Consider the following 12,824-nt stretch of genomic DNA (forward strand, 5'->3'; position numbering starts at 1 on the left):
GGTTGGCATCTTGTTTGCTATAAGGTGGCTACAGGGCGTATTCAAGTGATCTCAGGATGTTGGTGTTTGTTATTCCAACACCCTAAGACAACTTGCACTTTGAACTAATCGCTCTCGCCCAAGAGGCCTCTCCCAATGCATCGGGAGAAAAGCCAAAGAATCATTGGAAAGGAACACATAAAAATGAAAAAAATTGCGCTAACTCTGGCTGCGACGTCAATCACGCTTGTAAGTTACTCTGCGTTTTCCGCTCAAGATGGCGAGCACGTTCGCCTAGCAACCACTACCAGTACTTACCATTCAGGGTTACTTGATTACCTGCTTCCACAATTTGAGAAAGACACGGGCTACAAAGTCGATGTTATCGCTGCGGGTACTGGCAAGGCCTTAAAAATGGGCGAAAACGGTGACGTAGATTTGGTGATGACACACGCACCAAAAGCCGAAGGCACATTCGTTGAGAAAGGCTACGGCGTTCTACCTCGTAAACTGATGTATAACGACTTTGTAATTGTTGGCCCGAAAGCTGACCCAGCAAAAATCAAAAATGACGAAGGCGTGTTAGATGTATTCAAAGAGATCGCAAACAAAAACGCAACGTTCATCTCTCGCGGCGATGATTCTGGTACGCACAAAAAAGAAATGGGCTTCTGGGCTCAAACTAAAATCGAACCAAACTTTGGCGGTTACCGCAGCGTAGGTCAAGGTATGGGCCCAACTCTGAACATGGCGTCTGAAATGCAAGGCTACACAATGTCAGACCGCGGTACATGGTTGGCTTACCAAAACAAGTTGGATCTAGAAATTCTGTTCCAAGGCGATGAAAAACTGTTTAACCCGTACCAAGTTATTCTTGTTAACCCTGAGCGTTACCCAACAATCAACTACCAAGGCGCGAAAGCTTTCAGTGATTGGTTGGTGAACCCTCGCGGTCAGGAACTTATCAATGGTTTCCGCCTGAACGGTAAACAACTGTTTGTTGCGAATGCTGAGAGCAAATAACGCAATATGAATCTTGCTGATACAACACTGGAAGCGCTTCGCTTACTGGTGAATTTTGATGCAGACCTATGGGAGATCGTTGCGGTCTCCTTTAGTGTTTCTATCACGGCAATATCCTTAGTGGTATTGCCGGCTATTTTGATGTCCTTTGTACTGGCGTATACCGACTTTCGCGGCAAATGGTTTTTGTTGTCGATCGTGAATACGCTGCAAGCGGTCCCTACCGTCGTGATTGGCCTGTTGCTGTACATGTTGCTGTCGCGCGCTGGCCCTTGGGGAGACTGGCAAATGCTGTTCACTCAGAAGGCGATGATTTTCGGCCAAATGGTGATCTGTTTCCCTGTTTTGGTATCGATGATGCATGGTGCATTGCAATCTAGCGACCGTCGCGCTGTGGAAACTGCCATCACGCTAGGCGTCTCCATTCCGCGCGTGGCCGCTACGATGATTTGGGAAACCCGCTTTCCTCTACTCGCAGCTATCATTGCAGGGTTCTCACGTATCGTAACCGAGGTGGGCTGCTCAATGATGGTAGGCGGAAACATTATGGGCGTAACGCGCAATATTCCGACCGCTATCGCAATGGAAAGCAGCAAAGGTGCTTTTGCGCAAGGAGTTGCATTAGGAATTGTATTACTATCTTTAGCGTTGGCACTAAACTTCTTCTTATCAAGCATGAGAGGCAAAGGCTACCTCAGAACATAGAACATGAAGCAAACAAACGACTCACCATTAACCCCATGTAGAGGCGCATTATGACTATAAAAATCACCGCCGAGCAGTTATCCATGCGCTTTAAAGAGCGTGTGCTTTTCCACATCCCTGAGTTAGCCATCGGCCCAAATGATGCCATTTATCTCAAGGGGGACAATGGTGTGGGCAAAACTACCCTACTCAAAATCCTTGCCGGCTTGCTCAAACCTTCTACTGGCGATGTTGTTGCGCCAAAAGATACGTGGCTGAAAAGACTGACGCGTCGCAATGGTCGTGTCGATGTGATTTATCTTCATCAATCTCCTTACCTTTTTGACGGCACTGTTTATGAGAACGTAGTCTATGGCGTGAAATATCAACAAGACACACCAAAAGATAAGCGAGCTCAAGTTATTCACGCACTACGCATGGTAGGTTTAGAAACCTTAGCGGACGAACATATTTCCGTGTTGTCCGGCGGTGAAAAACAGCGCGTTGCCATGGCAAGGGCTTGGATCTTAAAACCGTCGATTTTATTGATGGATGAGCCAAGTGCGTCTTTAGACCAAGAATCCATTGAACGATTGGTGGTGATGGCGAAAGATCTTTTGGATCGTGGTTCCAGTATTGTGGTGACAAGCCATCAAACCAACGCACTGACCGACTTATGTAAAAAACAGTGGTGGATTAAAGACAAGACTTTGATAGAGTCTCCTCTGTTGTATGTCATACCAAAAGAAACATCCCAAGAGAATGCATATGCTTCAACCAACACAAACTAGTTGGGTCATTTTGGCTGGTGGCCAAGCCAGCCGTATGGGTGGAAAAGATAAAGGTCTGATTGAATTAAATCAGAAGCCACTCATCGAACACGTTATTGAACGTTTATCTCCACAAACACCACGCATTTTAATTAATGCCAACCGAAACCAAGATGCGTACAGCAAATTTGGTTTCGTATTTAGTGATCAATTCAAAGATTTCCCTGGGCCTATGGGCGGTATTCACGCGGGTTTGATGCATGCTGAAACTGACTGGGTTGGATTTGTACCTTGCGATAGCCCACAAATTAACACCGACCTTGTCGAGCGTTTCTGCCAAGCCGCCAAAGAAGACAGTGATATTTTGGTCGCTCATGATGGTGACCATCAGCAACCTGTTTTTACGCTCTACCACAAGCGCGTACTGCCAAAACTCACCGCATTTTTAGAACGTGGCGACCGCAAAATCATTCTGCTCTACAAAGAGTGCAACACCAGTTACGTTGACTTTAGCGACTCACCAAACTGTTTCGTCAACTTGAACACTCCGGAAGAACTGGCGCAATTTGGACAATTAGAATCATGAAACACACGCTAAACATTCCTATTCTTGGTTTTGCGGCTTATTCAGGCACAGGCAAAACCACGCTACTTGAAGCCCTATTGCCAAAGCTGACTGAAGCAGGTTTACGCATTGGCATGCTAAAACATGCGCACCACAACTTCGATGTCGATAAGCCGGGTAAAGACAGCTACCGTTTACGCAAAGCTGGCGCCTCTCAAATGCTGATTGCTTCTCGCAACCGTTTTGCGTTAATGACAGAAACGCCAGAAGCCGAAGCAGAGTTTGAATACCTATTAACACGTTTTGATGAAGACAACCTCGATGTAGTTTTGGTCGAAGGCTGTAAAAACATCGCGTTTCCTAAAATTGAATTGCACCGTGAAGAAGTGGGTAAGCCTTGGCTTTACCCTCACGATGAAAACATCATTGCTATCGCTTCCGACAGTGCGGAGTTGGACTCTGAACTGCCACAAATGAACATCAATGATTTAGATGCCATCGCTCAATTTGTTCTTCAATACGTTCAAGATGCAAAAGCACCAAAATCTAAAGAGAAAGACGCCGCATGTTGCGACACTCTTTCTCCGGCTTTCCTTTCAGTGGTTCAAGGCCAAGAAAAAATCCTTTCTTTGGTGAACACGGTTTCGGAAATAGAAGCATGCAAGATTGAAAACGCCTATGGCCGCGTTCTCGCGGAACATATCATTTCACCAGTAAATGTGCCGCAATACACCAACTCCGCGATGGACGGTTACGCCATCCGCAGTGATGATGTTGACCGCGATAGCTACCAAGTGGTTGCTGAAGTGATGGCGGGCCATGCTTACGATCAGCCTCTAGAAGTTGGTCAAGCGGTGAAGATCATGACCGGCGCACCAACACCACTTAACGGCGACACAGTGGTCATGCGTGAGCGAGCCTCTCAAGAAGGTGACAAGGTCACCTTTAACGGTTCGAATATCAAAGCAGGCCAAAACGTTCGTCAAGCAGGTGAAGATCTCGCTATCGGCAGTGACGTCTTTACCGCAGGCACTCGCCTAGCCTCTCCAGAAATGGGCATGATCGCTTCTCTCGGTTTTAGTGAAGCGAATGTGTTCCGCAAATTGAAAGTTGCCGTGTTCTCCACTGGTGACGAAGTACAAGCGCCGGGAACAGAGCAAAAAGCGAATTCTATCTACGATTCCAACCGTTTTACCATCATGGGCATGCTTGAAAAGCTCGGCTGCGAGATCTTGGATTTCGGTATTCTGGAAGACAACGAACAGTTAATGATTGAAGCGTTGGAAAACGCATCGGCGCAAGCGGACGTGGTTATGACTTCTGGTGGCGTATCCGTTGGTGATGCGGATTACATCAAACTTGCCTTGGATAAACTTGGTCAAATCGATTTTTGGCGAATCAACATGCGTCCGGGACGGCCACTAGCGTTTGGTCAAATCAACAACAAGCCGTTCTTTGGTCTGCCGGGCAACCCTGTTGCCGTGATGGTCTCTTTCATTAACTTTGTCGAGCCTGCACTGCGTAAGATGCAAGGCGAACAAGGCTGGAAGCCTCTGAAAGTGAATGCCATCGCGACTGAGAATCTTCGCTCTCGACAAGGTCGTACCGAGTTTAGTCGAGGAATCTATGAACTGGATAACACTGGCCGTTTAACCGTTCGTACAACAGGCAAGCAAGGCTCTGGTATTTTGCGCTCAATGAGTGAGGCAAACTGTTTGATCGAAATCTCCCCAGCTATTGATACAGTAAAAGCCGGAGAAAGCGTGACAATTATCCCACTTCAAGGCAGAATCTAGCCCAAACTAGAAATTCAAAGGTCAGCGAGTCTGGCCTTTTTGTTTAATACAGAAACCTTTTCAGAGAGACAGCTATGGCTCGCACCATTCTTTACACTTACAAAAACCAAGACAAAGAACTGACGTTCTCATACCAGCAGCACCGCAACATTCAAGAAGCGGTTGCAGAAGCAGAAGGTATCGATATCACTGAGTTCCTAAAGATGGAGCAACAAATCGAAGCAGTGTCTGACACTAAAGCAGTGCGCAACTACCGCGACAACTACTTCAGAAAATTAGGCTTTAGCAAAATTACCCTAGCTCAAAAAGAAAACCTAGGCGTAGGTAAAAAGAATAAATAAGCTTAGCTACAAACAGAAAACTCGCGATTCGTCGCGAGTTTTTTTATACATGCTATTTTTGTTCGTGCTCTATACCCGAGCATACCGAAATTACTTAGGTATATGAGTTACTTCGATATATAAGTAAAAAGCCCCATTTTACCTTGATGGTCTAAACGGGGCTTTAAATTTCTTCTTACTTTATATCGAGTAAGGTTGCTTTCAGTCACTACTTGATGTTTAGGAACGCAGCGCCACGTACACCACCTGAATCACCGTGTTTTGCTTTGATGATCTTAGGACACTTAGCCACAGACAATAAGTGTTTAGGGATGCGTTTTGGCATCTCTTCATAAATCAATTCGAAGTTTGAAAGACCACCACCCAGCACAACAACATGTGGGTCAGTCGCTGTAAAGATGTTTGCAAAACAGATAGCCAGCAACTCCATAAAACGCTCAACGTGCTCGACGGCTTTCGCTTCACCTTCTGCGTGCGCTTTAATAATGTCGATCGCTTTCTTCTCTTCACCGTAGTAATGGGCATACAGAAGCTCGAAGCCTCGACCAGAAAGGTAACTGTCTAAACACCCCTTTTTGTCACAACCACAGCCCAACAGAGGTGCGTTTTCGCCTAAGTGGAACCAAGCATCGATAGGTAAACGAGTATGGCCCACCTCACCTGCTACGTGGTTACGGCCAGAGAAAACTTTACCATCGTAGATAAAACCGCCACCAAAGCCAGTACCTAGGATCAAACCAAGAACAGAAGGCTCATCTTGAAGCTCTTCGTCCCATGCTTCTGATAGCGCAAAACAGTTCGCATCGTTCTCAATCTTTACGCTGCGACCGATTTTCGCTTCAAGGTCCGCGCGCAGTGGTTTGCCTTTCGCCGCAGGAACGTTAACCGTTAATACCGTTGCATCATCGGCGTCTTCCATACCTGGTAGACCAATACCAATGGTACCTTCGCAACCAAACTCTGCATCGTATTTGTTAACCAATTCCGCAATGGTATCAACCAGCAGCTCGTAGTTGTCTGTTGGTGTAGGTACACGTTCCGTCGCTACACGCTCAAGCTTCTCGTTAAATGCACCAAATTCAATTTTAGTGCCACCGACATCAAAGCCGTAATACATGTATTTCTCTCCTAAAAAATGCTTAAACGACTCCAAAAATGGCTGGAGTCAAAAGTATAAACTAGTGGCATTATCCATATCTGTACGCCTGCAAACCGTGACCGAATGCAGATTTATCCCCTCACCGCAGCCAGTTGAACAACATGCCATCAACAAAAGTTCATTCCTTAGAGTCAGCTCTCGGTTTTCACCCACTCTTTGAAACGTTTTAAATGCGGTCGGTTGGGATCGTTTTTGACTCGGGTCTTGGTCAACATGTAGGTTTCTCTAAAGGCTTCAAACCACAACTGAAGGCATTCCGATGCTTTATTCTCACCGGCTTGTTTCAAAACTAACGTCGCGACTTCGGCGGTTGAAAGATGCTGCTCATTCTCAGAACGGCGCATGATGTATTCAGACAGAGATTCTGGCTCGATAGAAAGCACAGGCAAAGATTTAAGAAAATCAGAACGACGGAATATCTTTCGTGCCTCACGCCAGCTACCATCAATAAAGATCAGCAACCATTTTTTGTTCTGAGCCTCTTCGTTTATTAATCGCACAGGCTCCAGATCTTCAATTAAACGAGATGGGTCATCCACATAGTCTGCAGGAAATACAATCACTGGTTGGTAGTTGTCATCCTGTAATAGCTCCAGCATATCCTCAGACGGTTCTGTTCGATTCCATTGATACACGTAAGTCTCTTGAATCGTATCAGCAATTAGGCGACCGGTATTACTTGGTTTAAATACTTCGTTTTCAGAAACAATCAACATACATGCAATATTAGTCTTGATGTTTGGCTGAAGATCGCACAAACAGTGTTGCTCAGAAACCTGGCAATATTGGCAACGAACCACTTTACATCCACGCGCGTTGAAAGGCTTGGTTGAGATAGATTGTCGGTACTGATATAAACGGTGGAAAGCGTGAATTCTCATGGTAAGTAATGCCAAGTAAAAAGTAGAGCGCGATTCTACTGACATTATGGTTTCGCCTCAAGATAAGCCCTTCAACGCACCTTACTGTTTGTTGAAATAATTTCACCCTTACCTCGGTCATAGATAAAGTAATAAATAAGGAAATGACAGTGACAGAAACGACGTTTCAAGATCCCTCGTGGATAAGATTAGGCTTTTTTCTCGGCGTATTATTACTTTGTGCCCTTTGGGAAAACAAACTGCCGAGAAAAACACTTACCGCTTCACGTGGGTTTCGCTGGGTCAATAACTTATCACTGGTTGCTGTGAATAGCTTGATTGTTGCGTTAGTCATGCCTATCGCCGCCTTTCAAGCTGCAATTATCGCTCAGGAGCAACAATGGGGACTATTTAATTTGCTCTCCCTGCCCGCTTGGTTAAACGTGCTTCTAGCGGTTATTCTGCTTGATTTCGTCATTTACGTTCAGCATGTGGTCTTTCACTATGTAAAGCCACTGTGGAAGCTTCATCGAATGCACCATGCCGATCTCGACATTGATGTCACTACTGGCGCACGTTTTCATCCCATCGAAATCATCATCTCGATGGGTGTCAAAATTGCCACTGTATTTATCTTAGGCGTTTCTCCTATCGCTATCGTGGTATTCGAAATAGTGCTCAATGCCAGTGCGATGTTTAATCACAGTAATGCAAAACTGGCTTTATCAGCGGATCAGAAACTGCGAAACGTCATAGTGACGCCAGACATGCATCGCGTTCATCATTCCGTGATAGCAAAAGAAACCAACTCGAATTTCGGTTTCTTCCTTTCTGTTTGGGATCGACTTTTTGGGACATATCGAGCTCAACCTGAGCTTGGCCATGATGATGTCGTAATTGGTATACCGGAAATTAGGAATGAAGCAGAACAACGATTAGACAAGCTGTTAACGCAACCTTTTCGCTATAACCGAAGAAGACGCAACAGTTGAAGAAAAGTTTTTGTGGATGAAGTGCGTAAACAAAGCGAATAGACTAAACCTAAACACCAACCAGTTAAACACCACTTCATCCTTACGATGCTAGCTAATGGATTCACTCTCCGTTAGTTGACGTTTTTTGTTTAACTGAGTAATACCAACAAATAAACCAACCACACCAAGCACCGTGCACACCAAAGCATTAGTATTCATTGCTTGTTGTGCTTCTATTGAGCTGTATAGAAAAGCCAGACTGAAGAAAGTGGTACCAAAGCTTAAACCTGTCAGTACGCTGAAACCAGCGAAACTGGCCAAGTCTTTAAAATCGTTCATAACGAATCCCTGCTTACTATCCTTAATTGAGTGATGAAAAGTGAAAGTTAACGAAATATCTGGCGTGATTGTCGATGTTTACGCGCGTTCCATAACCAGATAGATACGCCGAATGAAAAACCTAAAAAGAGTGTTTTCATTTGAAGTGCGGCATTGTTGTCCAATATTTCTAATGTATAGTGAGCGTGCGAGCTAAAAATAACATTGGTCGTCAGAATCAATAGCATAAGTACTAATCCGGAACGACGGTGCTTCACCAACAGATACACCGCTAGTAAGTCTAACAGCCCCAACGAGCTCCAATAAATATTCAACCAGCGTGGCGCAAAATCATAAGGCAAAAAACCGTTAGCAATGTTGTCATAAAGATGAACCACACCGCCAACTGTCATAAAAAGGCATAAGAGAAACACGACGAATTTATCCATTATCGTTTCCTTATCTGAATGAATGCGCAAAGCATATAGAAGTCAGTTAAACATTTGTAATCTCATAGCGATTTTTGAGATCGACAGTACCTTTAAACCGTACACGAGGCGTGCGAAAGAAGAGTAACGGATGCTCTTCCTTATCTATTCGCTTCTGATAGAAGCATAGTGTTTGCTTTGGCACTTCGCTCAAATCCGCTAGTTTTACCTCGAGATTAGGTGAGAAAGGTTGTCGGGCTCGCGATGATAAAGATATGTCACACTCAACACTCCTTCGCGATCTCAGACACAAAAACAAATTTTTTCGACGGCGGAAAGATACAATCTTCCGAGCATCTAAAGCCTCGTAGCCAGAATCCGTCGTCGAGATCCCGTAGATACAAACCACGTGGATAAGCTTTGTCATTCGAAAGCGGGGAAGACACCACAGTAAGGTACTCTCCCTTCGCCAAGTCAATTTCTTGTAAGCGGAGGTATGGCGCAACAGCTAAAGGACAAGGTGATAGATTTTGTGTCGACGCCACTTCAATCATTTCTCCAAGGGTCGCGCCAAAATAAAGTCCGAAGTCAAACGGTGTTTTTATCGTTAAAAAGATCGATTGAATGTCATCTGAGCACTCGACTTTGTCATCATCGAATAGTTGTTGGGCGAAGGCATTCAATTGAACACCTTTTTGACTCAAGTGCTTTAACAAGTTCTTCTTTGTTAAACCTCCAACTTGCAACTTCACTTACACCACTCCTTGGTCTATCAGTTTTCGAACTTTTTCCAGTGCGTGCTGAAAAACAGTATGCGCCTGTGAGGAAATATCGCTCCCTATATCGTGCCAAAAAAACGCAAAATCATGTCCGCCATCGTCTTGCGTATGAAACGTCCATGAATCCGCTAGGTCCGCACACTCACACAAAACAAAATGCCATGCTTGATTTTGAAAGCCACTGTCCCATGAGCATAAATACCGAGCGGAGATAACGTACGTAATCCCAGATTCTTCAGCCAGCTCCCGTTTTGCAGCCGTGATGTAACTTTCATCAAACGTCTCAACCGTTCCCTTGACTAGTTGAATACCCGCTAAGGGATGCTGAAAAAGTAGGAGCTCTTGGTTTTGCTCACGCAGAACGATGGGACAGACTTTATCGATCATAAAACCACTCCTCGTTGTCTAAACAGAAAACTTTGGCTTGCTCTGGATATAAAGGAATCGTATGAAGTTGATCTAAACGCACCCACTTTAAATGGTACTGATTAACATCTGATTTTCTGATTTGCTCTGGCCCAGCCCCCATTTTCACTTTTGAGTTCCCTACATATGAAAGAAAATAGGTTTCTAAGCGACCTTGGTTTTCGAGCTCAAAAACCTTTTGGATCCGATTGAGTTCCAATGAGGTTTCTTCCAGCGCTTCTCTTTTCGCAGCTTCAACAGGCTGCTCTCCAACTTCAACACTACCGCCGGGGAAAACCCAATAGTGTCTATCGTTTTGAAAACGCTGGATAAGCAAAAGTTCTTGCTGATGATTAACCAGTATAAGGCTAGCTCTTTGTAATAATTGCATGATTCATTCCTTTGAATTCGGACAACATTCTAGCCATCTTGTTTCAACGAGATAGCATTAACACCACGTAGTGATAACTCAGCCCTTAAGAAATGAGCAAGATGCGATATAACTCACTTTTGCGATTTGAATAGCAATCAGAGGGTGCGTAGAAGCAACAAAAAGCAGAACCGAAGTTCTGCTTTTAGAAGATGAAAACATGTCACTTATGCGGACTGATGTAGCTCGTATTTATGCAACATCGCTTGTTGATGCCCTGCAATTTCTGCCACTTGTTCAGAGCTCTCTACCATGGATTCAAGTTGTAACTTTGTACGCTCTCCAAGCTCGGAAATATTATTGATGGATTGAGACACGTCCGCCGTCGCACGTTCTTGTTCTTCTGTAGCAACTGAGATTTGCTCAACACGCTCTTGAATGTGTTTAACCGCAAGGTTGATATCAGAGAATGTCGATTTCACTTCATTGCTGGAATGCAGCGCATGGGCCATTTCTTCTCTTGAATCACTTACCGCTTGGCGAGAACGCTCTGCTGCGGTAATAAGCTCACTCATCATTGCTCGGATATTCGTTGTTTGTTGAGAAGTATCACTTGCTAGTTTGCGGACTTCATCCGCGACAACTGCAAACCCACGCCCTTGTTCACCAGCTCGAGCGGCTTCTATTGCTGCGTTGAGAGCAAGCAAGTTTGTGTTGTCAGCAATACCACTGATCATGTCGACCATTTCACGAATCTGCTTAACACGTTGGTCTAGCTCTAACATAGATTGCTCATTCATATCCAAAGAGAGTTCAAGTGATTCCAAACGTTCACGGTTTTGTTCCACAACTTGAACGCCTTTTTCAGTGTGCTTGGTAGCAAGCATCGAGTCCTGTGACGAGGCATTTGTCACTGTTGCTATTTCACGAATGGAGGCTTCAAGTTGCGTAATGGTCGTGATCATGCTCGCCAACGCTTCATTTTGTGTCGTCAACCCATCGCTCGTTTGTTCAGCTGCACTGTGGCTTACTTCGGCTGTCTGATAAAGCGTCTCACAGTTACGTGTAACTGTTTGGATAGAGTTGTTTGTTGAATCAATCACTTGGTTTAGTTTTCGTGCCACTTCTTTTAGTTCATAAGGACCAACCTCTTGTGCATTGTCACGGAAGTCATGCTCGGTAAGTGCAGAAAGACGCGTTAGTACATTCCTTAACCCTCGGTTTGTCCATGACTTCAGACTGAACCAAGTGATCAGAATAATGAAAGAAATCACACACGCTGCAAAAACGATCATAACACTCACTGACTGAATAGTGTCATTGACCACACTCTCTTTATCCGCAATCAACTCACCAGCAGCTTGTGATATTTGATCAAGCAACCGCATGGTTTCATCCGCAAGAATCGAAGCCTGTTTAAACTCTGAACGTTGCAGTTCCCCTTGTTCTAGTTTGGCGAGGATCAAACGCAGCACGCCCTTTTCACTAAAGCCTTGCTTCACCATCTCGTACGGTGCCGTTAGGCTTGCGTATTCGCTTACTTCTGGATGTAAAGACTGGAAATCTTCATAGGCGAGATTAATACCTGCAATACGGTTACGCATTTCTCGGTATTCTTTTTCGGCTTTGCTCAGCTCAGAATGCATCATCATTACTAAGAACGTGCTTTCCATTGAGCTCGCTGAGGCAATAAATCGGTTGGCGGCATCACTCGATTCAGGATTTTCGGCACTAAGAAACGAGCTAATTCGATTCATTTCCGGGCCGATAGAGCTGAGTCCATAGCGGAACCCGCCAACTCCTGCATCAATATCCATTTGAATTTTTATCACTGAAGATTGCTTCAGTAAAATGGACTGCGTGATGTTATGTAAACGCGCTAAATTTGTATCTAACTCCTCAGAGAGTTGCTCAGCAACACCAGAAGCTTCTCCAACCAAACTTTTACTTTGAGTCGCAAGTGAATCGATTTGCTCTTTTATTAGAGGCAACTCTTTTGGCTCAGTAATTTGCATACCATGGTTGAGTAGCTTAACCATCTCCAATACATTCCTGGTTAACTTTGCGTTCGCCATCGCGATTGGTAACGCTTTTTGCGACAAGTCTTCAAATTGCTCTCCTACCTGTTCCATTCCTTTGAAACTTGAGACAGAAAGGGCTATAACAAGAGCTATGATAGTTAAAAATGTTGCACTAACAGCCTGAATCAGTGAAAGTGATGTGCGTGAGCGTTTTCGCTTTGCCATAATCAATTTTTATTCTTTCTTAAGGTTGAATCGGTTTTGTAGTGATTCCGTCACATTTGTGAGACAAAACCGTGATTTGCAGCCCATACTATGGATTGGTTATGACACTAATATTTCAGTTGTGAGT

Annotated in this window: 15 protein-coding genes; 7 read left to right on the forward strand and 8 right to left on the reverse strand. The window is 44.5% G+C overall.

What is annotated here, in order from left to right; all coding sequences use genetic code 11:
• Positions 1-183: 183 nt before the first annotated feature.
• From J8Z23_RS08085 to J8Z23_RS08110, 6 genes are all read left to right on the forward strand, one after another.
• Entirely contained in the window at positions 184-1,002 is an 819-nt protein-coding gene (locus J8Z23_RS08085; RefSeq protein ID WP_046875267.1) for a substrate-binding domain-containing protein, read from the forward strand.
• A 6-nt stretch (positions 1,003-1,008) separates the two neighbouring features.
• Positions 1,009-1,707 carry an ABC transporter permease gene (locus J8Z23_RS08090; RefSeq protein ID WP_005396188.1) on the forward strand — a complete coding sequence of 233 codons (699 nt, stop codon included), beginning with the start codon at positions 1,009-1,011 and terminating at the stop codon, positions 1,705-1,707.
• Between the two features lie 50 nt (positions 1,708-1,757).
• Positions 1,758-2,477, forward strand: a complete 720-nt coding sequence (locus J8Z23_RS08095) for an energy-coupling factor ABC transporter ATP-binding protein (protein WP_005396189.1) — start codon at positions 1,758-1,760, stop codon at positions 2,475-2,477.
• Positions 2,455-3,042 (forward strand): molybdenum cofactor guanylyltransferase MobA, encoded by a 588-nt coding sequence (gene mobA, locus J8Z23_RS08100; protein ID WP_025534433.1) that lies wholly within the window; start codon positions 2,455-2,457, stop codon positions 3,040-3,042. Before J8Z23_RS08095 ends, mobA begins: the two co-directional genes overlap by 23 nt.
• The gene (locus tag J8Z23_RS08105) at positions 3,039-4,817 is read left to right on the forward strand and encodes a bifunctional molybdopterin-guanine dinucleotide biosynthesis adaptor protein MobB/molybdopterin molybdotransferase MoeA (protein WP_434632890.1); all 1,779 of its coding nucleotides are present in this window, start codon (positions 3,039-3,041) and stop codon (positions 4,815-4,817) included. The genes mobA and J8Z23_RS08105 overlap by 4 nt, the downstream gene beginning before the upstream one ends.
• A gap of 74 nt (positions 4,818-4,891) precedes the next feature.
• Entirely contained in the window at positions 4,892-5,158 is a 267-nt protein-coding gene (locus J8Z23_RS08110) for a DUF2960 domain-containing protein (protein ID WP_274015732.1), read from the forward strand.
• A 208-nt stretch (positions 5,159-5,366) separates the two neighbouring features.
• On the opposite strand, the gene nagK is transcribed toward J8Z23_RS08110, so the two are convergent.
• Complete coding sequence (gene nagK / locus J8Z23_RS08115) at positions 5,367-6,275, reverse strand: N-acetylglucosamine kinase (protein ID WP_434632892.1); 909 nt, start codon at positions 6,273-6,275, stop codon at positions 5,367-5,369.
• 173 nt (positions 6,276-6,448) lie between these two features.
• Positions 6,449-7,198: a tRNA-uridine aminocarboxypropyltransferase gene (locus J8Z23_RS08120; protein ID WP_434635292.1), complete on the reverse strand. Its 750-nt coding sequence runs from the start codon at positions 7,196-7,198 to the stop codon at positions 6,449-6,451.
• A 149-nt stretch (positions 7,199-7,347) separates the two neighbouring features.
• Between J8Z23_RS08120 and J8Z23_RS08125 the strand changes: the two genes are divergently transcribed.
• Positions 7,348-8,169 (forward strand): sterol desaturase family protein, encoded by an 822-nt coding sequence (locus tag J8Z23_RS08125; RefSeq protein ID WP_012841839.1) that lies wholly within the window; start codon positions 7,348-7,350, stop codon positions 8,167-8,169.
• Positions 8,170-8,259: 90 nt separating this feature from the next.
• On the opposite strand, the gene J8Z23_RS08130 is transcribed toward J8Z23_RS08125, so the two are convergent.
• From J8Z23_RS08130 to J8Z23_RS08155, 6 genes are all read right to left on the reverse strand, one after another.
• Positions 8,260-8,490 carry a hypothetical protein gene (locus tag J8Z23_RS08130; RefSeq protein WP_005396201.1) on the reverse strand — a complete coding sequence of 77 codons (231 nt, stop codon included), beginning with the start codon at positions 8,488-8,490 and terminating at the stop codon, positions 8,260-8,262.
• Between the two features lie 47 nt (positions 8,491-8,537).
• On the reverse strand, positions 8,538-8,918 hold the full coding sequence (locus tag J8Z23_RS08135) for a hypothetical protein (RefSeq protein ID WP_005396203.1): 381 nt from the start codon (positions 8,916-8,918) through the stop codon (positions 8,538-8,540).
• A gap of 263 nt (positions 8,919-9,181) precedes the next feature.
• Positions 9,182-9,649, reverse strand: coding sequence for a hypothetical protein (locus tag J8Z23_RS08140; protein ID WP_434632896.1), 468 nt, complete (start codon positions 9,647-9,649; stop codon positions 9,182-9,184).
• Positions 9,650-10,063, reverse strand: a complete 414-nt coding sequence (locus J8Z23_RS08145; RefSeq protein WP_434632899.1) for an NUDIX hydrolase — start codon at positions 10,061-10,063, stop codon at positions 9,650-9,652.
• Positions 10,053-10,472, reverse strand: coding sequence for an NUDIX domain-containing protein (locus J8Z23_RS08150; protein WP_434632901.1), 420 nt, complete (start codon positions 10,470-10,472; stop codon positions 10,053-10,055). Before J8Z23_RS08150 ends, J8Z23_RS08145 begins: the two co-directional genes overlap by 11 nt.
• A gap of 206 nt (positions 10,473-10,678) precedes the next feature.
• A complete protein-coding gene (locus J8Z23_RS08155; RefSeq protein WP_434632903.1) occupies positions 10,679-12,697 on the reverse strand; it encodes a methyl-accepting chemotaxis protein in 2,019 nt (672 codons plus the stop codon).
• Between the last annotated feature and the right edge of the window lie 127 nt (positions 12,698-12,824).

The sequence above is a fragment of the Vibrio sp. SCSIO 43086 genome (assembly GCF_051132235.1).
Lineage (GTDB): Bacteria > Pseudomonadota > Gammaproteobacteria > Enterobacterales > Vibrionaceae > Vibrio > Vibrio diabolicus.